Here is a 23,403-nt window from a genome sequence, read left to right on the forward strand (position 1 = left end):
GATCGAGGACGTCACCCCCGATCCCTTCATCGAGCTCATCATGAACTTCGGCGACCCCTACCACCTGGAGTCCGCGGGCGGCGCCGACCGCGAGATGCCCAAGGTGTTCGTGGTGGGGCTGCAGGAAAAGCCGCTGCGCTTTCGATGCGAAGGGACCGCCAGGATCATCGCAGCGCGATTCTTCGCGTGGGGGGCGCTCCCCTTCCTCGCCGAGCAGGCGCAGGGGCCGAGGCGTCTGCAGACGACGCTCGGCCGCGAGTGGACGGGGCTCGCGACGAAGGTGGCGTCCGCCGTTCGAAAGGATGACGACGAGGCCGCCGTCGCCCTCGTCGAGGACCATCTCATCGGGAAGCTCCTGACCCTGACGGTCGATCTGCCGACGATCCGGGCGGCGGCGAAGATGCTGCATCTCAGGAAGGGGCAGTTCCGCCTGGCGGAGCTGGCCGAGTGCTGCCATCTGTCCACCCGCCAGGTGCAGCGGCGGTTCAAGGAGGCGTTGGGGGTCTCGCCGAAGGCGCTCGCGCGCGCGATCCGCTTCGAGGAGATCCGGAAGCGGCTGATGTTCGATCCGGACCAGAGCCTGACCGACCTCGCCCACGAGTTCGGATTCACCGATCAGGCTCACTTCATCCGCGACTTCAAGGACTTCGCCGACCGGACGCCTGGTGCGTTCGCCTCCGAGATGCGGGCGATCCGGGACATCTTCCGCGACCACGACAACGTCGTTTTTCTACAAGTGCCAACCGCCGACGATCGGTAGATTATCCGCGTCGAACGTCACCCACAGGAGGGACGCGGTCATGAACACAATCAGGATTGTCACCGTGCTCGTGCTCGATCAGGACGCAGCCATCGAGTTCTACACGAAGAAGCTCGGCTTCCATCTTCTCGAGGACAAGGCCTTCGGCGACGGCCGCTGGGTCACGGTGGCGTGGCCGAATCAGAAGGACGTCACGCTGGCCCTCGAGCTGGCCGCGAATGCGTCGGACAGGGCCCTCGTGGGGAAGCAGGGGGGGCAGCCACGCCTTCCTGGCCTTCGACACGACCGACTGCCGGGCCGAGTACCAGCGGATGAAGCCGCTCGGCGTGAAGTTCCTCGGCGAGCCGCAGTCGGGGCCGTGGGGAACGGGCGTGCAGCTCGAGGACCTCTACGGCAACAAGCTCTTCCTGAGCCAGGAGGCGTGAGCTACGTCGACGAACATCTCCTGACCGCCGAGAAGGCGAACGCATTCAGTGAGTGCTTGACCGGCGCCGGGCGCGTACGTACACTGTAAGAATGGCTGGGCTTCGGTTCGTCTGGGACTCCGACAAGAACGTGGCCGATCGGCGCAAGCACGGAGTCTCGTTCGAGGAAGCGCAGACGGCGTTCCACGACGAGAACGCGGTGGTCTATTTCGATCCAGACCATTCAGAGGATGAGGAGCGCTTCATCCTGCTGGGGATGAGTCTTCAGCTTCATGTCCTGGTCGTCTGTCATTGCTACCGGCAGGGCGATTCCGTGGTCCGGATCATCTCAGCCCGAAAGGCGGACAAACGTGAGGAAGAAGGCTACTGGAGTTGATTCCATGAGAGCGCACTACGATTTCTCGAAGATGAAAGGGCGGCGGAACCCTTACGTCAAACTGCTCAAGCAGGCCGTGACGATCCGTCTGGACCGGGAGACGGTCGAGTACTTCCGGGCGCTCGCGGCCAAGACCGGGCTGCCGTATCAGAGCCTCATCAATCTCTACTTGCGTGACTGCGCGATGCGCCGGAAGGAACTGTCACTGAAGTGGGCGATCGCCGGCCGCCGAAACAGCGCCCAAACAAAGAGCCGGCCCTCGTCGTGACGGGCCGGCTCGTCCGGGGGGGGACCCGACTTACCTCTTGAGGCTCAAGGCCTCCTGGATGATCTGGTCCGTCGTCGTGATGACGCGGCTGTTCGCCTGGTAGCCGCGCTCCGCGACGATGAGATCGGTCAGCTCCTGCGTGATGTCGACGTTGCTGAGCTCGAGCGACCCCGAGACGATCGAGCCGCGGCCCCCCGAGTTCGCCGAGCCGATCGCCGCCGGCCCCGAGCTCAAGGTCTCGGCCAGGTTGTTGCGGCCGATGCTGATGAGCCCCGCGGTGCTGTTGAAGTTCGCGACGGCGAGCTGGGCGAGCTGGAGCGTCTTGCCGTTGGTGAAGGCGCCCGAGATCACGCCGTTCGAGTCCGCGGAGAGGAAACTGAGCTGGCCGACCGGGTACCCGTCCTGCTGAACGGCCGCGGTCGCCGACGGGCCGACGTAGCCGGTGAGGTTCGAGGCGCCCGTGGCGGGATCGAAGATGTTCCACGTCACCGCCTGCCCCGCGCCGCCGTTCGTCCACCCCGGGACGTTGATGCTCACGTTGCCGCCGGGGGCGGTGACCTGACCTTGCGCGTCGAAGACGATCGTGCCGGCCCCGAGGGAGAAGGGGGTTCCCGCGGTGCCGCCGTTCACCTGGCCGCCGTCCACGGTCACGTCGTAGTTCCACTGATCGAGGGCGCCGTTCGCGTTCGTGTCGGTCGGCGTGAAGGTGACGCTCACGTCGTGCCGGCCGCCCAGGGAGTCGAAGACGGGCACGGTGGTCGTGAAGGTCTGCGCCTCGTTGATGCCCACCGTCAGAGGATCGTCGACCTTCGCGAAGGCGTTGAGGTTCGTGACCGACGTGAAGGCGGTCGTCGGGTTCGGCGGCGCGGTGAGGCCGGTCGGGATCTGGATGTCGGTCGGCGTCCCGGTCGCGTTGATGGCGCCGGTGGGGGTCTTCTGCGTGAACCCCTGGACGATCTGCCCCGAGGGATTCACGAGGAAGCCGTCCTTGTCGAAGGAGAAGGTGCCCGCGCGCGAGTAGGCCGCCGCGGCGTTCGGGTCGCGGAGCACGAAGAAGCCGTTCCCCTGGAGCGCGAAGTCGGTGGCGACGCCCGTCGTCTGGAGGCTTCCCTGCGTGAAGCTCTTCTCGATGTTCGCGACCTGGACGCCCAGTCCCACCTGGAGCGAGCTCCCCAGAGTCTGCGCGTAGATGTCCTGGAAGGTCATGCGGGCGCTCTTGTAGCCGATCGTGTCGACGTTGGCGAGGTTGTTGCCGATGACGTCGAGCTTCTCGCCGTGCGCCTGCAGCCCGGAGAGACCGGAGTAGAATGAGCTGAATCCCATGGAAGAGTTCCTCCTCTTGTCAGGAAGCCGAAAGCTCGATGATGTCGTCGAGTGAGATGGCGCGCCCCATCGAGAGGGGCATCAAGGTCCCCCCGTCGGGACGCAGCGCGTCGATGCGGACCGAGACCATGCCGGCCGCCGCGACGTCTCCGCCCGAGGCGTCCTTCGCCGCGACGCGGAGCGTGTAGTCGCCGTCGGCGACGGTGTTCCCCTGGGCGTCCTTGCCGTCCCAGGCGAAGGAGAAGCGCCCCGCGGCGTGCGCGCCGAGGTCGAGCGTCCTCACGATCGCCCCCGATCCGTCGACGATGTCGACCTTCACCTTCGCCGCGTCGCCGCCGAGCTGCGCCGAGAGGGGCTCGCAGGCCCCGCCGGTGACGTGCGCGGGAACCCCGGTCACGAGCGCGCCGCGGCCGAGGAGATCGACGAGGCGCGCGCTCGACGCCGCCTGCTGCGACGCGACGAGCTGCGACAGGAGGTCCTTCGACTGGACCTGCTGCTCGAGGGTGCTGAACTGCGCGAGCTGCGCGACCAGCGCCTGGTCGTCGGCGGGCGAGAGGGGATCCTGGTTCTGCATCTTCGTGATGAAGAGCTGCAGGAAGTCGTTCTCGCCGAGGCCCGAGAAGCCGTGGGCCTTCGGCGTCGTCGTCTGGGAGTCTGAGGTCACGGGGGCTATCTGCATCGGGTCCTCCTCGCTCGCGCGCCCGGCCATTGGGAGCGCGATGCGATCTTCGTCATTGCGACGCGCGTGCCACCCGTGCCCGCCGCCGCGTTTCCACTTGAATGGCGCGTCCCGCTTGGACTTCTCAACTTCGCAACGGATCCATGCAGGCGCGCGACCCGGATCGGATCGGCCATGGGCGGCAATTCCTTCCGGTCAGGCGACGTAGTCGATCCGTGCGGGGTGCGCGCGGCGCGGCGCGCGAGATCCGGGCGAGGTCACCTCGGCGACGCGCGACTCGCCTGACTCGTCCGGCTCGCGGCTCTCGCGGCCGTCACGGCGCGCGGGGGTCCCGTCGGATCGCACCTCGAGGGAGGCGACCGCGACGCCCAGGGCGTCGAGGTGGCGGCGCATGCCGTCGAGATTCTGCGTGAGGGTCGCCTGCACGGTCGGATCCGCCGCGTGGATCTCCGCGCGGACGGAGCCGGCCTCGAGCCTCGCCCGGACGTCCACGTGCGCCCCTTCCGTGGAGGCGACGCGCATCTCGAGCGTGCGCCCCGTGGCGTGAGGCCAGTCGTGCGTCACGCTCTGCACGCGCTCGTTCCCCGCGGCCACGCGGGTCGGGAGCGGCGCCGTGTGCGGATCGGATTTCGGCGAGGGGTTCGTGTCGTGCTCGACGTGAAAGGGGGCGACCTTCGCCGGGAGCGGCTCGCCGGCGTCGTGGGGGACGACCTTGCGCTCCGAAGTCACCGGAGTCTCCGAGCGTACGGTGGTCTCGGGTCGGGGCTCGCGCGGATTCGATCCGGGCTTCCGATCACCCGATGGCGCCGGTGCGACGACGGGCTTCGAGATCTCGGGAGCCGGCTCCAGGCGCTCCGCTCTCGCGTGCGATCGAGCAACGATCCGGGGTGACACGGGCGGAGCAACGACGCGGAAGAGAGGATGCGCCGCGACCTCGGCGACACGAGCGGGCTCCGGATGCGCGGGGGCCACCGCGCGGTGGGCCGGTGCGGGAGCTGCGGGCGCCTGATCGGGAGTCCGGGCCGGAGCCGTGACGGGCGCCGCGACGACGACACTCGCCCGAGGTGCAAGCGATACGGCGGCCGCGCGCGGAGTTGGCTTCGACGCGACGGCGGCGGCGACGGCGGCGTGCACGACCGGCTCGCCCGGATGAGGTGACGCCTTCACCACGAGCGGCTGAGGCTGCGGCGCTGCGGGGATCACTCTGGCGGCAGGAAGCGCCGCCTCGGCGACGACGGCCTTCGCCTTCGCTCCCGGGCTCTTCAGCACCTGCACTCGAGGCGCCACGGCCTGCGGCACGACGTGCGCGGGCTTCGCGCTCGCGGTCGCGGCGGTGGTCGTCTTCGCGACGGGAAGCGGCGCGGCGACGGGCGAGGCCGGCACGACCGGATGGATCGGAAGCTGCGAGGCGGAAGAAGTGACGAGAGGCGCGGCCGTGCGCGTCCAGACGGCGATGATCGGGGCGGCGGGTTGCTTCGCGTCGCCGATGCTCGGGGCGATCGCCGTCACCGCCGGGGGCGCGGGGGCCTCGGCCTTGGGCGCCGCGGCGATCGGCGTCTTCCCCGTCGCGGTGCGCATCGCGGAGGCGAGGACGTGCCCGAAGAGGATGTCGGCGAGGGTGCCGCGCCCCTTCGGAGACGTCTTCGCCGCGTGCGCTCCCTGGATGATCTGGATCTTGTTCAGCATGGATCTCCCACGGCATTTGCGAGAGCACGCACCGTGCCACAGGTCCTCGTCGACGGCGTGAGGCATTTCCGGCGACGCGGGAGGGGCAGGCCCGGAAGGAATCGGTCGAGGCGGAAGATCTTGCCGGGGGGGCTCGCGAGATCCGGGTAGCGCGGGATCGGTTTCTAGCCGTACAATCGAAGCGGGGTGAACGGCTGAACTATCGTCGATTCTTGAGCGCTTCTGGACGTTGAACCGAGGGGACGCCATGCAATCCCTGGAGATGAGCCGGGACGAAATCGTGGCCATGTTGGAGGAAGGGGCGCGGAAACGTCTCGGAGTCTCCGCGCGTGAGTTCCTCAGGCTCTATCTGAGCAACGGCCTCGAGGACATCGGATCCGTCGCTGATCTGATCTCCCTCGCGAGCCTCCTGGAAGAGAACGATCCCATCCTTGCCCCTGAGTGAGAGCGCCGCCCTCCTCTACTTGCCGCCCTTCGGTGCGCCCGTCTTCCCGCGGAGCCACAGCTCGTGGCTGAGATCCGCGGTCATCGCCGGGTCGGTGGAGGCGAGGGCGTCGAGGACGCCGCCGGCCTTGCGCGCGGCCATCCCGCTCACCAGCTCGACCACCGCGTCGCGATCGATCGCGAAGAGGCGGCGCAGGGCCGACGCCGCGTTCTCGGGCTCCATGTTCTCGTAAGAGGCGAGGAGTCGCTTGAACATCTCGGATGCGGGGGGCAACGCGCTCCCGGCCGCACCGGTGGCGGCCGTCGGGCCGGGGGCTGCCGCCGCCTCGGCCTTCGCAGGCTCCGCGATGAAGTTCGGATCGACGCCGAGCCGCGCGGCGAGGCTCGTGAGGCGGCGCTCCTGATCGGCGGCCTTCTCCTCGCGCTCACCGAGCGCGGTCGCGCGCGACTTCAGATCGGTCGCCATCTGCTTGAGCGAGTCGGCGAGGAGATCGTCCGGGGACGAGGTCTCGGCCTTCGCGGCATCCTTCGCGGGCGGAGCCTCCCCCTCGGCGAACCCCGGGACGCCCAAGAGCCCCGCACCGAGCAGAAGCGCCCCGTTCACCGCGAAGGCGGAGATCGCCAGGTATCGAAGGGTCTTCATTCGCTCCTCCTCGTCGCCGCGGCCGCCGGCTTGCGGTCGTCGTTGTCGCGCTGCTCATGCCGCGCCGCCGTGCGCGCGTGCGCGCTCAGCCGGGATTCCTTCAGCCTCTCGAGCAGCCGCTCGTCGCGGCGCGCCTCGACGAGGGCCTCCCTCGCCTCGGCTTCGGCGCGGAGAGCCGCCGTCAGCGCGAGCGCGGCGTCCTGCCGGCGCGCCTGCAGGATCATCTCGACGGCGAAGGCGCGGCGCGACGAGACGAAGGCGTCGGCCCTCTCCATCCCGCGGAGCGCCTCGACCCTGACCCCCTCGATCTCGCGATCGATCGCGGCGACGGCCGCCGCGGCCTCGTGCCGCCGGGCCGCCGCGAGTCGGTAGATCCCCTCGCAGCCGAGGCGCCGGGCGGCGCGAACACGGAGCAATCCGGCGAGGCCGAACTTGAACTTCTTCATGAGCAGCTCCTCGAGATCGACATCAGCGATTCGACGCTGGACGGAAAGTCGGCGCGATCGCGCGCTCCCTGCTGGAGGAAGGCGCGCACGCCCCCCATCGCGCGGACGGCGACGTCGAGATCGCGATTGACCCCCTCCTTGTACGCGCCGATGTTGATCAGATCCTCGGAGTCGCGGTGGACGGCCATCGCGCGGCGCACGAGGAGGGCCGCGGCCAGGTGATCGGGGGAGGCGACGTGGGGCATGAGTCGGCTGACCGACTCGAGGACGTCGATCGAGGGGAAGTGGCCGCGCGACGTCAGCGCCCGCGACAGGACGATGTGGCCGTCGAGGAGCGCGCGGGCCGTATCGGCGACGGGGTCTGCGAGGTCGTCCCCTTCGACGAGGACGGTGTAGAAGCCGGTGACCGACCCTCCCGAGCGCCAGCGACCGGCGCGCTCGAAGAGCCCCGGCATGAAGGCGAAGACCGACGGCGGGTATCCCTTCGAGGCGGGAGGCTCCCCCGCCGACAGCGCGACCTCGCGAAGGGCCATGGCGACGCGCGTCACCGAGTCCATCATGAAGAGGACGTCCTTCCCCTGATCGCGGAAGTACTCCGCCGCGGCCGCCGCCGCGAGAGCCGCGCGGACGCGCATCATGGGGGGCTCGTCGGAGGTGGAGACGAAGACGACGCTGCGCGCCATCCCCTCCGGGCCGAGCGGGCCGTCGATGAAGTCGCCGACCTCGCGCCCGCGCTCGCCGACCAGCGCGATGACGTTGACGTCGGCGGCGGTGTGCCGGGCGATCATGCCGAGAAGGGTGCTCTTGCCGACGCCGCTCCCCGCGAAGATGCCGACCCTCTGCCCCTTGCCGCACGTCAGGAGCGCGTCGATCGTCCGGACGCCGGTCGGGAGGGGATCGGTGATCGCGCCGCGATCGAGGGCGCTCGAGGGGCGCGGGTGGAGCGGGTACGGCGTTCCCTCCGCGCGGCGGGGCGCGCCGCGGAGCGGGCGCCCCAGCCCGTCGAGAACCTGACCCACCATCGACGCGTCGACGCGAATCCCGGCGGGAAGAGGGCGCGAGACGACGTCGAAGCCGGGGGCGATCCCGCGCGTCTGCGTCAGGGGCATCGTGAAGATCCTGTTTCCTCGGAAGCCGACGATCTCGGCGAGGCCGACCACCTCCCCCTCGGGGGAGAGGATGTCGACCTCCTCGCCGATCGCGAGGCGGGGCCCCTTCGACTCCACGACGAGGCCGGTCACCCCCGTGACCACCCCTCGCCGGCCTCGCGTCTCGGCGCGATCGAGGAGCCTCCCGTAGGCCATGAGGTCGGTCACTCGCCGGGCTCCTGGTCGAAGAGGGCGGCGACGGATCGGAGTTGCTCGGGAACGCCGGCGCCGACGTCCCCCCATTCGGTCCGGAGGCGGCAGCCCCCCGCGGGGACGGCCGGGTCGAGGACGACCGTCACGCCGTCGAGCTTCGGCAGGGGGGCGCCGGCCGCTTCGGCGCGCGCGGCATCCCCCGGGTTGAGGCGTATCTCGACCGGCCCCGATCCCTTCACCGCGGCGAGCGCGGCGGAGACGATCGATGACAGGGCCGCCGGATCCATCTCGAGCTTCTGCGCGAGGATCTTCTCGGCGATCTTCACGGAGAGGCGGGCGAGATCCCCCGTCGACGCCGCCAGCATCGCGCGGCGCTCGCCGTGAAGGAGCGTGACCGCTTCGCCGAGGCCGTGGAGGAGCCCTTCGATCTCGCCGAGGGCTTCGAGCCTTCCGGCGCGGTGACCCTCCTCGAGCCCCTCCCCCTTCGCGGCGGCGAGGCGCTCGGCGAACGTGCGCCCCCCGGACCGGCGATCGGCGCGCGCGGGGTTGCGGCGCTCGGCGACGCTCGCCTCGAACACCCTAGGCGGCAGGGGCATGGTCGGTCTCCTCGAGGTTGAGCGTTCCCGCGGCTTCGAGCTGCAGCGCGACGTCGCGGACCTCCTTCTGGGCCTCCTCGATCTCCTCGACGCGCGCTCCGCCGAGGTATTCCATCTCCTCGCGGATCATCTGCGCGGCGCGCTCGCTGAGCGCGCCCAGGAACTTGTCGCGGATCGCCTCTTCGGTCCCCTTCAGCGCGAGCGCCAGCTTGCGCGCGTCGACGCCGCGCAGGACTTCTCCGAGGGAGCGCGCGGGCAGGTGCGAGAGGTCCTCGAAGAGGAAGAGGCGATCCTTGATGCGCGTCGCCGTCTCAGGGTCGTCCGCCTCGATGGTCGCGAGGATCTCGCGCCCCTTCGCGCGCCCCATGGCGCGCAGCATCTCGACGGCGTGGAGGAGTCCGGCGTCCTTGTCCTCCTCCTCGGCGGCGGCCGGGCCGCCCGCGTCGGGATCGGCGAGGTGCTTCCTGAGGACGAGCGAGATCCGGCGGACGAGGGCCGGCGGCGCGCACTCCGCCCCCGCGATCCCCTTGAGCGCGCCGGGGCGGCGATCCTCGGGGAGGGCGGCGAGCGTCTCCGCCGCGAGCTTCGCCGGGAGCTGCCGGAGCACGACGGCGATCGTGAGCGGGGCCTCCTTCGAGAGGAAGGCGGCGATCTTCGAGGCGGGGGCGCTCGCGAGCGACGCGCGCGCGGCCTCCTCCTGCTCGTCGCCGAGAAACCGATCGGCCTGATCCGCTCCGAGCGCGCGCGTGAGGATGCGGCGGGCGAGATCTCCGCCCCCGGCGTCGCGCCCCTTCGGGTCCCTCAGGATCCGGCGCGACTCGCCGAGAACGACTCGCTCCGACTCGGGATCGAGCTTCTCGATCTTCCGGAGCGCCGCGCCGAGCTTCGCGAGCTGCGCGACGGGGAGATTCTTCACAATGGACGCGGAGGCCTCCTCGCCCAGGGCCGCGAGGAAGAGCGCGGCCTTCTCCGCGCCGCGGAGGGACTCGGGGCCGGCCACCTAGGACTTCTCCTCGGCCATCCACTGGCTGATCATCTTCGCGGCGCGCGCGGGATCGCGCCCCGCGATCTCGCGCACCTCGTCGCGCAGGGCCGCGGGAAGCTCGCGACCGCCGGCGTTCACCGCGGCCAGCGTGGCGAGCGCTCCCTCGGACGGTCCGTCGGCCGCGAGGCTCGCGCCGAGGGCGCGGAGCGTGGCGCCGAACGACTTCATGAGCGGCCGCAGCAGGAGGAAGTAGGCCAGGAGGGCCGCGGCGAGCATCGCCGGGTAGCGCGCGGCGCGCAGGTAGAACTCGCGCTTGTCCGAGTCCTCGCGCGCCAGCTCGTCCGCGGGATTCGGCCCCGTGCCGAACGCCACGTTCTCGACCTTGACCGTGTCCCCGCGCGTCGCGTCGAAGCCGACCGCGGCCTTGACGAGATCGGCGAACTTCGCCATCTCCTCGGGGGTGCGCGGCACGCTCGGGGAGGGGGGGCCGCCCGCCTTCGCGGCCGGAGCCCCCGGCACGTTGTCGACGACGACCGCGACCGACAATCGCGTGATCGTGCCGACCGGCTCAACGAGGTGCTGCACGGTCTTGTTGATCTCGTAGTTGATCGTCGAGGACGACGTCTCGTCGGTCGGGCCCGGGGCGACCGCGGCCTGCTGTCCCTCCGGGAGGTTCGAGGCCGCGCCGGCCGTTCCCGCCGGGGCCGCGCTCCCCCGCTTCTCCTTCGACTTCTGCTCGCTCCTCACGACCGCGCCGGCCGGGTCGTACTGCTCGAGCGTCCTCTCGACCCGCGCCATGTTGAGCTGCGCGTCGGCTCGCGCGCGCACGCGCCCCTCGCCGACGAGGGGCTCGAGGATGTTGAGGAGCTTCGCGGTCAGGTACTTCTCGACCTGGTCCTTGATCTCGAGCTGCTTGAGCGTCATCGCCCCCGGCGAGCCGTCGTCCGAGGCGCCGTCCGACAGCATGCGGCCGTTGGTGTCGACGAGGCTGACGTTCTCGGGCTTCAGCCCCTTCACCGCGCTCGCGACGACGTGCGTGACGCTCGCGATCTCGCCCCCCTTCAGATCGCGGCCGGCCTTCATCCGGATGACGACGCTCGCCTTCGCGTCGTTCTTCTCGTTCGCGAAGATCGAGTCCTTCGGGAGGACGAGGTGGACGCGCGCCTTCGCGACCGAGTCGATCGACTCGATCGAGCGCTCCAGCTCGCGCTCCATCGCGCGCTGGTAGTTGACGTCCTGCATGAAGTCGGACATGCCGAAGGGGTTCTGATCGAAGACCTCGAAGCCGGCCCCTCCCCCGCGCGGCAGCCCCTGGGACGCGAGGTCCATGCGCACCTCGGCGACGCTCTCGACGGGGACGCTGATCGCGGTGCCGTCGCGCTCGAGCCGGTAGGGGACGCGCTTCTGCTTGAGCGCGGAGATCACCTGCGCGGCGTCGGCGGACTCGAGGTTGCCGTAGACGACCTCGTACTGCTCGCGGTTCACGAAGCCGACCACCGCCGCGATCGAGCCCGCCAGCGCGAGCGGGAGCGCGACGATCGAGATGCGCTGGAGGTAGTTGAGCCTCTCCCATGTCTGGAGGAGCTGGGAGAACACCTTCTTCGGATTCTGGGCCATGGGCGGCGGTCTCTCCTCGTCGGGGCTTTACGCCCGGTCAGACCTGCATGCGCGTCACTTCGTGGTAGGCCTCGATCAGCTTGTTCCTCACCTCGAGCATCAGCCGGAACGACAGCTCGGCCTTCTGCACGTCGAGCATGACGGTGTGGAGATCCACGTCCTCGCCCGCGGCGAACCGGCGGACGCTCTGGTCGGACTGGCTCTGGACCTTTTCGATCTCGGCGACGGCCTCCTTGAGGAGATCGCCGAACCCGCGACCGGCCGCGGCCGGCGCGGCGGCGCCGGCGACGGGCGTGGCGCCTCCGAGCCCTGGGACGTCGAGTCCTTCGATCTTCATCGCGTCACCTCAGGATGTTCAGCGCCGACGCGAGCATCGCGCGCACCGCGCGGACGACGGTCACGTTGGCCTCGTACGAGCGCGAGGCCTCCATGAGGTTCACCGTCTCGGCGACCTTGTTGATGTCCGGATACGAGACGTACCCGCGGGCGTCGGCGTCGGGGTGCCCCGGCTGGTACCTCAGGAGCGGCGGTCGATCCGGGATCTCGACGCGCACTTCGCGGACCCCTTCGATCGCGCGCCCGGCCTCGTCCCCGGGCTTCGCCTCGCCGACCGGCCCCGCGACGAAGAAGACCTCGCGCGGTCTGTAGGGGCCTCCCTCCGCGGTCCGCGTCGTCTCGCTGTTCGCGAGGTTCGCCGAGACCACCTCGAGCCGGGTCCTCTCCGCCGTCAGCGCCGAGGCGCTCACGTCCATCGCCCGCATCAATCCCACAGCGTCTCCTCTCTCCCGCGGCCGGCGCCGGCCCCTCGCCTCTACGACCGGCCGTCCGTGATCGCCGCGCGCATCATCGCGACGTACTTCTTGATCATCTCGACGCTCGCCGTATAGAAGCCCGCGGTGGCGCCGAGGTTCAGCATCTCGCGGTCGATGTCGACGGTGTTGCCGTCGCCGCGCAGGCGGCCCGTGGCCGCCTCGCGGAGCGTGGACCCCGCCCGCGCCGGCTCGATCGATGCGTCCGCCGCCCCGGCGGCGGCGCGGCGCAGCTCTCCCTTGAAGTCGATCTCCTTCGCGCGGTAGCCGGGGGTGTCGATGTTCGCGACGTTCGACGCGATGACCTGCTCGCGGTAGGCCGCGATGTCGAGCGCCTTCTGGAGCGCGGCCGGAGCCCCGGGCCCGAGGATGTCGCTCACGATCGCAGCTCGGAGCGATCGTGGGCCGACCCCGCGAGCGCCGGGACGGAGGGGGCGCGCGCCGCCTCCTCTCGGTAGGACCGCAACTTGTTCCGGAGCGTGCGCACGCTGATGCCGAGCAGCCTCGCGGCGCGCGTGCGATTGCCGCCCACGCTGTCGAGCGTGCGGCCGATCGCCTGGCGCTCGAGCTCCTCGAGGGGAATGCCGGGAGGGATCTCCGCGGGCGCGACGGCGGCCGGCCGGGCCAGCTCGAGGCCGAGATCGTCGGGGCCCAGCGTTCCGTCGTGGCCGAGCGCGACGGCCCGCTGGATCGTGTTCTCGAGCTCGCGCACGTTCCCGTACCACGGCAGGGCGGCGAGGAGGGCGCACGCGGCGTCGCTGAGGGTGATGGCACCACCGAACCCCCAGGCGCGCGCATACCGCGCGCAGAAGTGGCGCGCGAGCGCGGGGATCTCGTCCGCGCGCTCGCGCAGCGGGGGGATGCGGACCGGGATGACGTTGAGCCTGTAGTACAGATCCTCGCGGAAGCGGCCGGCGCGCACCTCGTCGGCGAGCCGCCGGTTCGTCGACGCGATGAAGCGGACGTCGACGCGCTCGGATCTCTCGGAGCCGACCTTGCGCACCTCGCGCTCCTGGAGGAGGCGGAGCAGCTTGGCCTGGAGGGGGATGCTCATCTCGGAGACCTCGTCGAGGAGGAAGGTGCCGCCGGCGGCGCTCGTCACCTGCCCCGCCCTCTCGCGGGCCGCGCCGGTGAAGGCCCCCTTCTCGTGGCCGAAGATCTCGGACTCGAGGAGCTCGGCCGGGATCGCGGCGCAGTTCAGCGCGACGAACGGCCCCTCGCGCCTCGGGCTGCGCTCGTGGATGTAGCGCGCGAGGAGCTCCTTCCCGGTTCCGCTCTCCGCCTCGATGAGGACGGTCGCGTCGCTGCGGGCGGCCTGCGCCGCGAACTCGAGGACGCGCTTCAGCGTCGGCCCCGCCGCGATGATCTCCGTCTCCCCCGGGGAACAGGGCCCCGAGATGGCGGCCTCGGCGCGGGCGACCGCGCTCTCGAGCACCTCGGGGGGGAAGGGCTTGAGGATGTAGTCGTAGGCGCCGCGCCTCAGGCACTCGACGGCGCTCTCCACCGTGCCGTACGCGGTCATGACGAGGAGCTGCGTGCGCGGCGACGATCGCCTCACCTCGCGGACGAGGTCCTTTCCGGAGAGGCCGGGCATGCGGAGATCGGTGATCACGAGATCGGCGGGGGAGGCCGCGAGGGCCCGGAGCGCGTCGTCGCCACTCGCGGCCGTGGCCGCGCTGTGGCCCGCGCGCACGAGGACGCGGCGGACCGCCTCGCGCATCGCCGCGTCGTCGTCAACGACCAGAATCGTCAGCGCCATCTCTCCTCCGTCTCCTGCCAGTCCGTCCCGTCGCGCGCCGCGCGAAGAGCTCGACGGTCACCGTCGTTCCGCGGCCGGGAGCGCTTCGCACGCCCACCCGCCATCCGTGCTCGTCGGCGGCCCGCTGGACCACCGCCAGGCCGAGCCCCGTCCCGTTCTTCTTCCGCGTGAAGAGGGGCTCGAAGATCCGCGGACGATCCTCGGGAGCAATTCCGATGCCGTCGTCGCGAATCGTCAGCACCGGCCCCGTCGCGCGCCGCGCGAGGCCGATCCTCACCGTCCCCCCCTGGCCTGCCGCCTCCAGCGCGTTCTGCACGAGATTGAGCGCGAGCTGGCGGAAGAGCTCTCGATCGGCGTCGATGAAGGCCGGGCCGTCGAGGGCCGACACGATGACGGCTTTCCGTGAGGCGGCGACGGGAAGCAGATAGGTCAGGACCTCGCGTGTGAGGGCGGCGGCGTCGAGCCTCTCCTTCGACGCGCGCACGGGGCGCGCGAGCGACAGGGAGCGGACGACGGCGGCGTTGAGCATCTGGACTCCGAGGAGGATGTGGTCGACCAGCTCGCGGTGGTCGGGCTGATCGGCGAGGGCGTCCCTGAGGAGCGAGGCGGTGAGATCGAGGCTTCCGAGCGGATTCCGGATCTCGTGGGCGATCTCGGCGGAGAGCCTTCCCATCGCCTCAAGCCGGCTCCTGCGCCGGGCCGACTCCTCGAGGCGCCGGATCGCCGTGACGTCGTAGACGAGCGCCACGTCGCCGAGAGGCCCGGCGTCCGAGGCGGCGAGGCGCGTCGCCGTCACCTCGATCCGCGTCCCGCGCACGTCCGCGTGGATGGGCGCGGCGGGAGAGCCCGCCTCGAGTGACGCGAGGGCGCCGGCGATCGGCTCGGGGAGCGTCGCCGGATCACGGCCCAGTAGCTCCCCGGCTGGAGCGCCGAGGAGCCGCACCGCCTCGCGGTTCACCTTCGAGATCCGCCGCGAGCCGTCGGCCGAGGGGCCCGCCACGATCACGCCGCACGCGAGCGCGTCGAGAACCCCCTCGAGATAGGCCGCGGCGCGGCGGCGCTCGGCGAGCTCGGATTCGAGCCGCGTGCGCGCGAGCGCCAGCTCCCCCTCGAGACGCTTCACGTTCGCAACGAGCACTCCGTGCGAGCGCTCGAGCGTGGCGGAGGCCGCCGCAAATTTCTCGAACGCGGAGGAGAGGGGGAGCGGCCCGGCCTCGCGCCTCATCGATCGTCCTTGTCAGACGGCGCGGGGATCGACGTGTCCGGCGCCCTCAGCTTCGCGACGAGAGCGCGGGCCTGCGCCGCGCGCTCTTCCTGCCACGATCCGCGCGAGAGCGATGTGGCGAGGGCGTACGCGCGATCGGCCCGGCCGATCTCCCCCGAGCCGTAGAAGCCGTCGCCCGCGAGAAGGGCGAGCCCGGCCAGGTTCTCGCGGGCCTCGGCGCCGATGAGCGGGATGCGCTTCACCTGCGCTTCGGCGAAGAGAATCGCGTTGGCGGCGGCCTCGAGCGGGCTTCCGAGATTCCACACCGCCTCGGCGCGCCACAGCTCGAGGCGGGCCTGCACCGCGACGTCGACCGATTCAGGTCCCGCGTCGACGCGCCTGCGGATCTCCTCCCACTTCCCCAGCGCGCGAAGGGCGCGGCACGTCTCGAGGACGACGGGGGCTCCGGCCCCATCGTCCAGGTAGCGGCCGCCGTCCGCGGCGGCCTCCTCGTATCTTGCGGCGGCGAGAAGCGCATGGATGTGCAGCCCGCGGATCTCGTCCGCCTCGGCGGGTGTCTCGGAATCCTCCGACACCCCGGAAAACCCGGCGGCCAGCTCGAACAGACCTTCGGCGAACGCCTGCTGCGCGGCCACCTTCGCAATCGCGTGAGGCAGCACCCCTTCCCCGAAGGCCGCGACGACGGCGCGCGCCGCGGCGAGCCAGCGAAGCCGCGCGGCGCTTCCGTCGCCGAAGCCTCTGGGGTCGATCGAGGAGAGGGCTCTCTGCACCGCGTCGCGCGAGAGGGGCATCGCCTGGCGGCTCCACTGGACGAGCGTCATGAGGGCGACCGGGAGCCCGTGCTTCGCCGACTCGATCCTGAGGTACTGCGCGACGGCGCGGCCGGCGAGGCGCGAGTCGAGCGCGCGTGTCGCGACGTCGTGCAGCGTCTCGATCACGACGAGGGGGTCGAGCGGCCCCTGGGACGGGAGATCGAGCAGCTCGAGCCTGGACTCGAGGGCGGCGTCGGTCTCCGGGGACTCGCGCAGGATCTCCTTGAAGAGGAAGCGCGCTCCGTCGGCCTGCCCGAGCCTCTTACGCGCCTTCGCGAGGTGCAAGAGCGCCTCGGGGCGCCGCGGATCGGCGGGGTAGACGTTGATCAGCCGCTCGAGCGGAACGGCCGCCTCCTCCCAGTGCTGCGTCTCCCCCGAGATCTCGCTGATCATCCAGAGATCGTCGGCGCCGGCGCGCTCCTTGAAGCTCCTGAGAGAGGGGTGGCCGAGGAGGGCGAAGGCGCGCTCGTCCTCTCCGAGCCGGTGGAGCGCGGCCACGATCTGCCGCCTCACTCCCGCGGCGTCGGGGGCGGGAACGAGGGCCGCGCCCGCCGCCGACTCGGCGCGCTCGACGTATCGGGTCAGGTAATTGATCGCGCGCTGATCCTCGTCGCGCGCGATCAGGATCTCGCCCGCGCGCTTCAGCGCGCCGAGCGCACCGGGGGGCGGGCAGATTGCGATCGCGTCGTCGAGCTCGTCGAGGGCGCCGTCACCGTCCTGAAGCCCCAGGCGCAGCTCGGCGACCATCCCGTGGAGGTCGCAAGTCGAGGCGCCGGCGCAGGATCTCGGAACGTCGAGCGGAAAGTCGCCCGCGCGGGCCTTCAGCTCGTCGAGCGTCCTCCCCGAGCGGAGGAGCTCGCCGAGCTCGCGCGAGGCGGCCCGCGCCGCGGAGTCCGACGGGCACGCCGCCTCGCGCGCCGCGGCCGGGGCCGTGACGAGGCAGAAGGTCGCGGCGGCGATCGTGAGAGGGTGAACGAACGATCGGGTCATCTTGTCTCTCCCGGACCGGAATCCGATCCGGACCCCTCAAAGGCAATCGCCGTGCCCGTGACGTCCCGAGGCGAGCCCCGGGCGCCGCGAGCGTCCGCCTCCCGCTCCCATCGCGCGGCCCGCAAGGCGTTTCGCGTGAACGTCGTTCTCCCGCGCCTCACGGCGCGACGGCCGGCGGGGGGGGGCGCGAGCGGGGACGGGCGTCGGAAAGGCGCGACCGCCCGCCGGCGATCCGACGGCGCGCCGCGGCGCGAGCCGGGCGGGGTCCCAAATCGCGCCACGGATGGACGGGGCGACCGCGGGAATTCGGGATTGTCCGGATCTTCCCGCCCGGCGCGGCTCGAGGATCGTCCCGATCCGGCGGCCGGACGGAATGTCCCACGATGGGACCAATGGAAGCTCCGCCGCGACCGTCTCGCGTCGCAATTCGCTGCACAAGTTCCCCCTCCCGAGCGCAAGACATGGCGCCCCACGGCCTCGCGACGGTTCGCGCGCGAGGCGATCGCCGCGCCGGGCGCGGGTTTACCTCGATTGGCATCGGGCGTGCTGGGAGACGGGCGCAATGACTTGAAGCCGCGCCCGCAGATCGGAGTTCAGTCACCGAGCGAACGCTGAGGAGACGCATCGATGCCGACGTCAACCGCCGAGACGTTGAAAGCCCCGACCGGACTTCATGGCGAGAGCGCCCCGATCGTCGAAGTGAAGGAGCGCTTGAATCGCGTCGCCTCCTCGGACGCGAGCGTCCTGCTGACCGGCGAGAGCGGGGTGGGGAAGGAAGTCGCCGCGCGCACGCTCCACCAGGGGCACCCCCGCCGGCGCACCGGCCCGTTCGTCGCCGTGCACTGCGGCGCCATCCCGCTGAACCTGATCGAGTCGGAGCTCTTCGGCCACGTGCGGGGCTCCTTCACCGGCGCGGAGAAGGACCGCGAGGGACGCTTCGAGCAGGCGCACGGCGGAACACTCTTCCTCGACGAGGTCAGCACGATGGGCCCCGACATGCAGGTGAAGCTGCTCCGGACCCTCCAGGAGCGCACCGTCTGCCGCGTCGGCGGCGCCTCGAGCGTCGAGGTGGACGTGCGCGTCATCGCGGCCTCGAACCAGGATCTGCGCGAGATGGTCCGGCGCGGCGCCTTCCGCGAAGATCTCTACTACCGGCTGAACGTCGTCCAGATCTCGATCCCCGCGCTGCGGGAGCGGCCCGACGACATCCCGGCCCTCGCGCGTCACTTCGTCGAGCGCGCCTGCCGGCGCGCCGGCGAGCCCGTGAAGTCGATCCCGACGGAGATGATGCGCGCGCTCGACGGGCACACGTGGCCGGGAAACGTCCGCGAGCTGGAGAACGCGATGGAGGCCGCCGTCGTCCTGGCCGGCGCGGCGCGGGAGCTCCGCACCGAGGACCTCCCCGAGACGATTCGCCTCGGCGACGAGGGGGAGTCCGCCAGGATGGTGCAGCTCACGTCGAGGGGAACGAGCCTCCGGGCGATCGTCTCGGGCCTCGAGAGGGACCTGGTGCTCCAGAGCCTCAGGCTCGCGCGGGGGAACAAGGCGGAGGCGGCGAGGCTTCTCGGCCTGAAGAGGACGACGTTCGTCGAGAAGATGCGCCGGCTGGACCTCGAGACGCTGGGCGACGGCGCGGCGCTCGCACCGGCCTGCTGACGCCGGCGCGCTATACCTTGGAGTTGGTGTTCCCCGGGCCGAACCCTCCCACCTTGAGCTTCGCCACCGCCCTGAGGTTCTCGAGCCGCTTCGCGGTGCTCGCGATCTGATCCTGGAGGCTCTGAGACGCCTGCCGGACCTCGGCCGCGATCTCCGCAACGCCGCCCCGCAGCTCGACGATCTGCTCTTCGGTCAGCGCCGGCTTCGCCTCTTCCACCTTCGCCGCGAAGAGGCGCGCCGCGCGCAGCTTCTCCTCCGGCGTCGTCGACGAGCGCACGCCGTCGAGGGCGCGCGCCAGGCACTCGAGATCCATCTCCGACCCCTTCCGCCGCGTCATCGGCGCACGTCCAGGGAGGCTCGCTCCTCCAGCGCCGCCACGGGCGTCGCCGAGCGGCGGGTGCGGGACGCCTCGTCCCATGCGGAGCCGAGGGAGCGGAGGTGGCCGGCCACCTCCTCGAAGATCTTCACGTCGTTCGACGCGTGGGCGGCGACGAGGCGAGTCAGGAGGACGGCGTAGGTTCTGTCCATCGACGCCGCCACCTCCCCTCCCCGCTCGTGATCCACGTCCGCCTTCAACAGCGTGAGCGCCGTCGAGATCTTGTTCACGAGCGCTCCCTTGAGGGCGATGTCCCCGCGATCGCAGGCGGCGCGGGCGTCGTCGCAGCTCTCGGCCGCGAGGAGAAACGTCTTCGCGACGATCTCCATGGGGTCTTCGCTCTGCAAGTCGAGCTGGCGGTAGGCGAGCTTCTCGTTCGGAGTCATCCGTGTCCCTCGTTCTCTAGCCCGTCAGGCCGGTGCCGCCGCCCAGGGAGGCGAGAGTTCCCTGGAGCGACTGGAGCGTCTGCTCCATGGCCGTGAACTTTCGAAGAAGTATCTCCTGCTCGACGCTGAGGCTTGCCTGGAGCTGGGTGACGCGGTCGCCGATCGAGTCCATCCCTTCCTGGATCGCCTTTTGCGCGTGCTCGATGGGGCCGTCGAACGGATCGACGATCGCCTTGAGCGCATGCGAGACCGCCGACGCGACGCCGCGTGTGAAGGTGACGTTGCCGAGCGCGCCGGTCCCCGCCGTCTCGACCGAGAGCCCCTCGACGTCCGTCCCCGCGGCGCCTGCGAGCGTCCTGCCGACGCCGGTCGCGGCGACGCCCGCGATCGTCCCGACGACGTCCACGCCCGAGTCGGTCAGCGGAGTCGTCCCGATCCCCGTCGAGAGCCCGTCCCCGGCGTCGGCGACGTCTGCGACGACCCGGATCGACACGGCGCTGCCGAACCCGAGGCTCCGCACGCGCAGCTTCCCGGCATTGTCGTCGGCCGCGGCCTGCACCCCCGCCGCGCGCAGCGCCGAGTTCACCGCCGTGACGACGCCGGCGAGCGTGGTCCCCGCCGTGAGGGCGACCTGCACCGTGGAGCCCCCCGCCGTGATCGTCAGGTTCTCCGCGGCGGAGAGGCCGGCCACGCCCACCGCGGTCCCCGCCGAGACGATCGCCTGCTCCGCGGCGGTGGTGACCGCCACGGCGTACGTCCCCTCCTTCGTCGCGGCCCCGGCGGAAGAGAACGTGACGAGCCCCGTGTCCGAAGAGCCCGCGTCGGCGAGGAGCGCCTTGAACTCGTCCGGCCGATCCTGGAACGCCTTGTCGAAGGCGGCCGTGTCGAGGCTGAGCTGCCCGGTCTTGCCGTCGAGCGACACGCCGATCTGCCCGAGCGAGCGGAGCACCGCCGTGGAGAGCCCGCCGACACCCGACACCGAGAACCCCTGGAGCTGCGATTCGAGGGATCTCACCGTCGAGTCGCCCGCGAGCGGGCCGGCCGTCCCGGCGCCCCCGCGTGCCGTCTGCGCGGCGAAGAAGTCGGCCGCCTTGTTGTACGCGGCGACGTAATCGGTCAGCGCCTTCTTCAGCGCGGCGCCGTCGCGCCCCACCGTCAGCGTGACGCTCGACGCGGGCGCCGCCTTCTGGAGGGAGATCGTCACCCCCTCGAGCGCCCCGGTCACGTCGTTCCCGGCGCTCGTGACCGCGATCCCGTCGACGGTCAGCGTGGCGTTGGCGGCCGCCTGCACGACGTTGCCGGCGGCCGTGAGATTGAGATTGGTGGAGTCGGTGATCGAGAGCGCGTTCGCGGTCCCGGTCTTGCCGGCCTCGACGACGAGGATCGCCGACGTCCCGTCGTTCACGACCGAGGCGCGGATCCCCTTTCCCGCGCCGTTGATCGCGTCGCGCACGGCGTTGAGGGTGTTGTTCCCCGACGCGGCGGCGACGTTCACCGTGACGGTATCGCCCGATCCGGAGCGCAGCGTGATCGTGCCGTCGGCGACGAGCCCCGACGAGGCGTCGGCGAGTCCGGCCGAACGGCGCCGATCGGCCGCCGCGAGCGTTGCGACGACGAGGGTGTGCGCGCCGGCGGCGGCGGTGGTGCCGGCGGTCGCCGTCGCGATGGAGGCGTCGGAGGTGGTGGCGGTGCGCGCGTCGAGTTTTCCGGCGTCGCCGAGCGAGTTCGCGGCGGCCCGGAGATCCGAGAGCGCGCTCTGGAGCCTGTCGAACGCCGCCTTCTGCGTCGCCAGCGTCGATTTCCGCGACGTCTGCAGATCGATGAGGTTCTGGCGGGGCTTCAGGATCGCGGTGATGAGGCCGTTGACGTCGAGTCCGGACGCCAGGCCGCTGAAGTTAATCGGGCCGATACCCATAGGGTTCCCCCCCCGGTCACAAAGTCGAAACCGGAGCGCCCTCGCGGGGCGCTCCGGTCCCGTTCAACTCACCCCTTCGCTTATCTGAAGAGGGCCAAGATCGACTGTCCCACCGTGTTCGCCTGCGCCAGCGCGGAGAGACCCGTCTGGTTGAGCACCTGGAACTTCGACAGGTTCACGACTTCCTGCGCGATGTCCGCGTCGCGGAGCTGGCTCTCGGCCCCCGTCAGGGCTTGCACCTGCCCCTGGACGACGGAAGCGGTCGCCTGCAGCCGGTTGAGGCTCGTGCCGAGGCTGCCGCGGCGGGCGGCGATGTCGGCGATGGCGGTCTTGATCAGGGCGAGCTCGCTCTGGGCGCCCGCCTTCGTGTCGAGGGCGGTCGTCGTGACGGTCGGGCCGGAACCCGAAGCGGTCAGGCCGAGGGAGCCGGTGCCGCTGCCGGACGCGGTCAGAGGGTTCGTCGAGATCGTGATGACGTCGTTCGCCGTCGTGCCGGAGGCGCCGACCTGGATCGAGAAGCTGTTGGCCGTGGCGCCGGCGCCGAAGAGCGTGGTGCCGTTGAAGTCGACCGTCAGAGAGATGCGGTTGACCTCGCGAATGATCCCTTCGTACTCGTCGCCCAGAGCGGTCTTCGCCGCGCTGTTGTCGGCGCCCGACGTGTCGGAAGCGGCCTGCTCGGCCAGGGACACGGCGCGCTGGAGCTGGTTGCTGACCTCGGAGAGAACCGAGTCGGCGACCTGCACGAAGCTGATGCCGTCGTTCGTGTTCCGGACCGCCTGATTCAGCGCCGCGGTGTCGGCCTTGAGGCGATCGGCGATGGCGAGGCCCGCCGCGTCGTCCGACGCGTCGTTGATGCGAAGGCCCGACGAGAGGCGCTGGAGCGTCTTCGAGAGGCCCTTGTTCACGTTCTCGAGCTTGTTCCGCGCCTGAATCGCGCCGATGTTGTTGATTACGCTGAATGCCATTTGTCCATCCTCCGGGGCGTCTGGTCTGATGATTCGGCCGGCTCACGCCGGCTCGCCAAAATTCCCGCCATTCGCAACCGGACACCCTGAGGGTCGGTGGAAGGTCTCGCCGTCCTTTACCGTCCCCTGGTGGCCGCCCGGAACCGCGGGCTGCACACCACCGGATTCGGAAGAATCGCCCCGGGCTTGAGAGGTCAATTCCGCCGTTTCATGGGGGACGAACCCAGAAACCCCGGACGACGCGACGTTTGCCGAATCTGCTCACGCTGCCGCTGGAAGAGGTAGTGGTAGAGCATCTCGCGATCCTCCTCGTGGATCGCGGTGAACTGGACGCCGGCGATCGCTTCGGCCGCCTCGTCCGCGCCGGCCCGCACGATCGTGCCGACGGCCCGGATCGTCATCGGAGGGAAGGTGGGCAGGTAGAGGACGAGGTCGAGGCGCGCCCCGGCCTCGAGGCCGGGCTCGCGGGCGATCGAGCACCCTCCCGCGCTCAGCGTCGCGGTGCGCGCGATGCGATCGGTCCCCTCGGCCGCCTTCCGGCTCTCGATGACTGCGAGGATGCGGGCGAGCTTGTCGTCCATCTCGATGATCTTGTGGAGCAGGAGGACCGAGATCCCCTGCTCCTCCTCGATGCGCTGGGAGGCCTCCTCGAGCGCCTTGATCAGCGCGAGGTTGTGAATGCTCGGCCGGGCCATCCTCTCCCCGGAAAGCTCCGCGGCCGCCGCCTCGTCGACGAGACGGTAGTGCACCTGGATCGAGTCCTTGATTCTGAGGTATTCGCGCCGATTGTCCTCTGCCATTGCGGACCTCCGGGCGAAGTCGTTAGCATCCTTCGTGCCAGGAGCCCGCCGCGCCGGAACCGCGGCGGATCGGCGCGGAACCCCGGGCGATCCCGCCGGAAACCCGGCAAGAATTGCCGGGTCGGGCCGGCCTTGCCGGCACGGATCGCCGACGGCGCGTC

At 70.9% G+C, this 23,403-nt stretch carries 26 protein-coding genes and 1 pseudogene; 7 read left to right on the top strand and 20 right to left on the bottom strand.

The features are described from left to right. From HY049_04750 to HY049_04770, 5 genes and pseudogenes are all read left to right on the top strand, one after another. On the top strand, positions 1-760 hold a 760-nt coding region (locus HY049_04750; protein ID MBI3448213.1), incomplete at its 5' end, for an AraC family transcriptional regulator. A 40-nt stretch (positions 761-800) separates the two neighbouring features. Then, positions 801-995, top strand: a pseudogene (locus HY049_04755) (VOC family protein). Further along, a complete protein-coding gene (locus tag HY049_04760; protein ID MBI3448214.1) occupies positions 979-1,185 on the top strand; it encodes a VOC family protein in 207 nt (68 codons plus the stop codon). The pseudogene HY049_04755 and the gene HY049_04760 overlap by 17 nt, the downstream one beginning before the upstream one ends. Positions 1,186-1,276: 91 nt before the next feature. Then, entirely contained in the window at positions 1,277-1,561 is a 285-nt protein-coding gene (locus HY049_04765) for a BrnT family toxin (protein ID MBI3448215.1), read from the top strand. Positions 1,562-1,565: 4 nt separating this feature from the next. Continuing rightward, positions 1,566-1,829, top strand: coding sequence for a BrnA antitoxin family protein (locus tag HY049_04770; GenBank protein MBI3448216.1), 264 nt, complete (start codon positions 1,566-1,568; stop codon positions 1,827-1,829). A 30-nt stretch (positions 1,830-1,859) separates the two neighbouring features. On the opposite strand, the gene HY049_04775 is transcribed toward HY049_04770, so the two are convergent. From HY049_04775 to HY049_04785, 3 genes are all read right to left on the bottom strand, one after another. Then, positions 1,860-3,152 (bottom strand): flagellar hook protein FlgE, encoded by a 1,293-nt coding sequence (locus HY049_04775; GenBank protein ID MBI3448217.1) that lies wholly within the window; start codon positions 3,150-3,152, stop codon positions 1,860-1,862. A gap of 19 nt (positions 3,153-3,171) precedes the next feature. Continuing rightward, on the bottom strand, positions 3,172-3,831 hold the full coding sequence (locus HY049_04780) for a hypothetical protein (GenBank protein MBI3448218.1): 660 nt from the start codon (positions 3,829-3,831) through the stop codon (positions 3,172-3,174). Positions 3,832-4,026: 195 nt separating this feature from the next. Beyond that, positions 4,027-5,517, bottom strand: coding sequence for a flagellar hook-length control protein FliK (locus HY049_04785; GenBank protein MBI3448219.1), 1,491 nt, complete (start codon positions 5,515-5,517; stop codon positions 4,027-4,029). Positions 5,518-5,764: 247 nt separating this feature from the next. Between HY049_04785 and HY049_04790 the strand changes: the two genes are divergently transcribed. Then, on the top strand, positions 5,765-5,962 hold the full coding sequence (locus tag HY049_04790) for a hypothetical protein (protein ID MBI3448220.1): 198 nt from the start codon (positions 5,765-5,767) through the stop codon (positions 5,960-5,962). 15 nt (positions 5,963-5,977) lie between these two features. Here the strand turns inward: HY049_04790 and HY049_04795 are convergent, their stop codons facing one another. The 12 genes from HY049_04795 to HY049_04850 are packed head-to-tail and all read right to left on the bottom strand — an operon-like array spanning position 5,978 to position 17,144. Continuing rightward, a complete protein-coding gene (locus tag HY049_04795; protein MBI3448221.1) occupies positions 5,978-6,604 on the bottom strand; it encodes a hypothetical protein in 627 nt (208 codons plus the stop codon). After that, complete coding sequence (locus HY049_04800; GenBank protein ID MBI3448222.1) at positions 6,601-7,050, bottom strand: hypothetical protein; 450 nt, start codon at positions 7,048-7,050, stop codon at positions 6,601-6,603. Before HY049_04800 ends, HY049_04795 begins: the two co-directional genes overlap by 4 nt. Further along, the gene (locus HY049_04805) at positions 7,047-8,366 is read right to left on the bottom strand and encodes a FliI/YscN family ATPase (GenBank protein MBI3448223.1); all 1,320 of its coding nucleotides are present in this window, start codon (positions 8,364-8,366) and stop codon (positions 7,047-7,049) included. Before HY049_04805 ends, HY049_04800 begins: the two co-directional genes overlap by 4 nt. Beyond that, positions 8,363-8,947 (bottom strand): hypothetical protein, encoded by a 585-nt coding sequence (locus HY049_04810; protein ID MBI3448224.1) that lies wholly within the window; start codon positions 8,945-8,947, stop codon positions 8,363-8,365. The genes HY049_04805 and HY049_04810 overlap by 4 nt, the downstream gene beginning before the upstream one ends. Next, the gene (locus HY049_04815; GenBank protein ID MBI3448225.1) at positions 8,931-9,947 is read right to left on the bottom strand and encodes a hypothetical protein; all 1,017 of its coding nucleotides are present in this window, start codon (positions 9,945-9,947) and stop codon (positions 8,931-8,933) included. The genes HY049_04810 and HY049_04815 overlap by 17 nt, the downstream gene beginning before the upstream one ends. Further along, positions 9,948-11,549 (bottom strand): flagellar M-ring protein FliF, encoded by a 1,602-nt coding sequence (fliF, locus tag HY049_04820; protein MBI3448226.1) that lies wholly within the window; start codon positions 11,547-11,549, stop codon positions 9,948-9,950. It abuts the gene before it with no gap. A 37-nt stretch (positions 11,550-11,586) separates the two neighbouring features. Continuing rightward, entirely contained in the window at positions 11,587-11,886 is a 300-nt protein-coding gene (fliE, locus tag HY049_04825; protein ID MBI3448227.1) for a flagellar hook-basal body complex protein FliE, read from the bottom strand. Positions 11,887-11,890: 4 nt separating this feature from the next. Beyond that, a complete protein-coding gene (gene flgC, locus HY049_04830; protein ID MBI3448228.1) occupies positions 11,891-12,319 on the bottom strand; it encodes a flagellar basal body rod protein FlgC in 429 nt (142 codons plus the stop codon). Between the two features lie 41 nt (positions 12,320-12,360). Beyond that, positions 12,361-12,738, bottom strand: a complete 378-nt coding sequence (gene flgB / locus HY049_04835) for a flagellar basal body rod protein FlgB (protein ID MBI3448229.1) — start codon at positions 12,736-12,738, stop codon at positions 12,361-12,363. Beyond that, entirely contained in the window at positions 12,735-14,117 is a 1,383-nt protein-coding gene (locus HY049_04840; GenBank protein ID MBI3448230.1) for a sigma-54-dependent Fis family transcriptional regulator, read from the bottom strand. Before HY049_04840 ends, flgB begins: the two co-directional genes overlap by 4 nt. Beyond that, positions 14,092-15,342: a hypothetical protein gene (locus HY049_04845; protein ID MBI3448231.1), complete on the bottom strand. Its 1,251-nt coding sequence runs from the start codon at positions 15,340-15,342 to the stop codon at positions 14,092-14,094. The genes HY049_04840 and HY049_04845 overlap by 26 nt, the downstream gene beginning before the upstream one ends. Further along, positions 15,339-17,144: a hypothetical protein gene (locus HY049_04850; protein MBI3448232.1), complete on the bottom strand. Its 1,806-nt coding sequence runs from the start codon at positions 17,142-17,144 to the stop codon at positions 15,339-15,341. The genes HY049_04845 and HY049_04850 overlap by 4 nt, the downstream gene beginning before the upstream one ends. A gap of 627 nt (positions 17,145-17,771) precedes the next feature. Here HY049_04850 and HY049_04855 point away from each other — a divergent pair. After that, the gene (locus HY049_04855) at positions 17,772-18,800 is read left to right on the top strand and encodes a sigma-54-dependent Fis family transcriptional regulator (protein MBI3448233.1); all 1,029 of its coding nucleotides are present in this window, start codon (positions 17,772-17,774) and stop codon (positions 18,798-18,800) included. 10 nt (positions 18,801-18,810) lie between these two features. On the opposite strand, the gene HY049_04860 is transcribed toward HY049_04855, so the two are convergent. The 5 genes from HY049_04860 to HY049_04880 all read right to left on the bottom strand — a co-directional run bounded on the left by HY049_04860 (position 18,811) and on the right by HY049_04880 (position 23,242). Then, positions 18,811-19,137: a hypothetical protein gene (locus HY049_04860; protein ID MBI3448234.1), complete on the bottom strand. Its 327-nt coding sequence runs from the start codon at positions 19,135-19,137 to the stop codon at positions 18,811-18,813. Then, complete coding sequence (locus tag HY049_04865; GenBank protein ID MBI3448235.1) at positions 19,134-19,562, bottom strand: flagellar protein FliS; 429 nt, start codon at positions 19,560-19,562, stop codon at positions 19,134-19,136. Before HY049_04865 ends, HY049_04860 begins: the two co-directional genes overlap by 4 nt. 16 nt (positions 19,563-19,578) lie before the next feature. Continuing rightward, positions 19,579-21,477: a flagellar filament capping protein FliD gene (gene fliD / locus HY049_04870; GenBank protein MBI3448236.1), complete on the bottom strand. Its 1,899-nt coding sequence runs from the start codon at positions 21,475-21,477 to the stop codon at positions 19,579-19,581. Positions 21,478-21,557: 80 nt separating this feature from the next. Continuing rightward, positions 21,558-22,442 (bottom strand): flagellin, encoded by an 885-nt coding sequence (locus HY049_04875; protein MBI3448237.1) that lies wholly within the window; start codon positions 22,440-22,442, stop codon positions 21,558-21,560. A gap of 194 nt (positions 22,443-22,636) precedes the next feature. Then, positions 22,637-23,242 (bottom strand): PilZ domain-containing protein, encoded by a 606-nt coding sequence (locus HY049_04880; protein MBI3448238.1) that lies wholly within the window; start codon positions 23,240-23,242, stop codon positions 22,637-22,639. Positions 23,243-23,403: the final 161 nt, after the last annotated feature.

The organism is Acidobacteriota bacterium (assembly GCA_016195325.1).
In the GTDB taxonomy this organism is placed as follows: Bacteria; Acidobacteriota; Polarisedimenticolia; order JACPZX01; family JACPZX01; genus JACPZX01.

Coding starts and splice junctions, on each gene's coding strand:
- HY049_04760 (MBI3448214.1), top strand. CDS start 979: ATGCGTCGGACAGGGCCCTCGTGGGGAAGCAGGGGGGGCAGCCACGCC.
- HY049_04765 (MBI3448215.1), top strand. CDS start 1,277: ATGGCTGGGCTTCGGTTCGTCTGGGACTCCGACAAGAACGTGGCCGAT.
- HY049_04770 (MBI3448216.1), top strand. CDS start 1,566: ATGAGAGCGCACTACGATTTCTCGAAGATGAAAGGGCGGCGGAACCCT.
- HY049_04775 (MBI3448217.1), bottom strand. CDS start 3,152: ATGGGATTCAGCTCATTCTACTCCGGTCTCTCCGGGCTGCAGGCGCAC.
- HY049_04780 (MBI3448218.1), bottom strand. CDS start 3,831: ATGCAGATAGCCCCCGTGACCTCAGACTCCCAGACGACGACGCCGAAG.
- HY049_04785 (MBI3448219.1), bottom strand. CDS start 5,517: ATGCTGAACAAGATCCAGATCATCCAGGGAGCGCACGCGGCGAAGACG.
- HY049_04790 (MBI3448220.1), top strand. CDS start 5,765: ATGCAATCCCTGGAGATGAGCCGGGACGAAATCGTGGCCATGTTGGAG.
- HY049_04795 (MBI3448221.1), bottom strand. CDS start 6,604: ATGAAGACCCTTCGATACCTGGCGATCTCCGCCTTCGCGGTGAACGGG.
- HY049_04800 (MBI3448222.1), bottom strand. CDS start 7,050: ATGAAGAAGTTCAAGTTCGGCCTCGCCGGATTGCTCCGTGTTCGCGCC.
- HY049_04810 (MBI3448224.1), bottom strand. CDS start 8,947: ATGCCCCTGCCGCCTAGGGTGTTCGAGGCGAGCGTCGCCGAGCGCCGC.
- fliF (MBI3448226.1), bottom strand. CDS start 11,549: ATGGCCCAGAATCCGAAGAAGGTGTTCTCCCAGCTCCTCCAGACATGG.
- fliE (MBI3448227.1), bottom strand. CDS start 11,886: ATGAAGATCGAAGGACTCGACGTCCCAGGGCTCGGAGGCGCCACGCCC.
- HY049_04840 (MBI3448230.1), bottom strand. CDS start 14,117: ATGGCGCTGACGATTCTGGTCGTTGACGACGACGCGGCGATGCGCGAG.
- HY049_04845 (MBI3448231.1), bottom strand. CDS start 15,342: ATGAGGCGCGAGGCCGGGCCGCTCCCCCTCTCCTCCGCGTTCGAGAAA.
- HY049_04850 (MBI3448232.1), bottom strand. CDS start 17,144: ATGACCCGATCGTTCGTTCACCCTCTCACGATCGCCGCCGCGACCTTC.
- HY049_04855 (MBI3448233.1), top strand. CDS start 17,772: ATGCCGACGTCAACCGCCGAGACGTTGAAAGCCCCGACCGGACTTCAT.
- HY049_04860 (MBI3448234.1), bottom strand. CDS start 19,137: ATGACGCGGCGGAAGGGGTCGGAGATGGATCTCGAGTGCCTGGCGCGC.
- HY049_04865 (MBI3448235.1), bottom strand. CDS start 19,562: ATGACTCCGAACGAGAAGCTCGCCTACCGCCAGCTCGACTTGCAGAGC.
- fliD (MBI3448236.1), bottom strand. CDS start 21,477: ATGGGTATCGGCCCGATTAACTTCAGCGGCCTGGCGTCCGGACTCGAC.
- HY049_04875 (MBI3448237.1), bottom strand. CDS start 22,442: ATGGCATTCAGCGTAATCAACAACATCGGCGCGATTCAGGCGCGGAAC.
- HY049_04880 (MBI3448238.1), bottom strand. CDS start 23,242: ATGGCAGAGGACAATCGGCGCGAATACCTCAGAATCAAGGACTCGATC.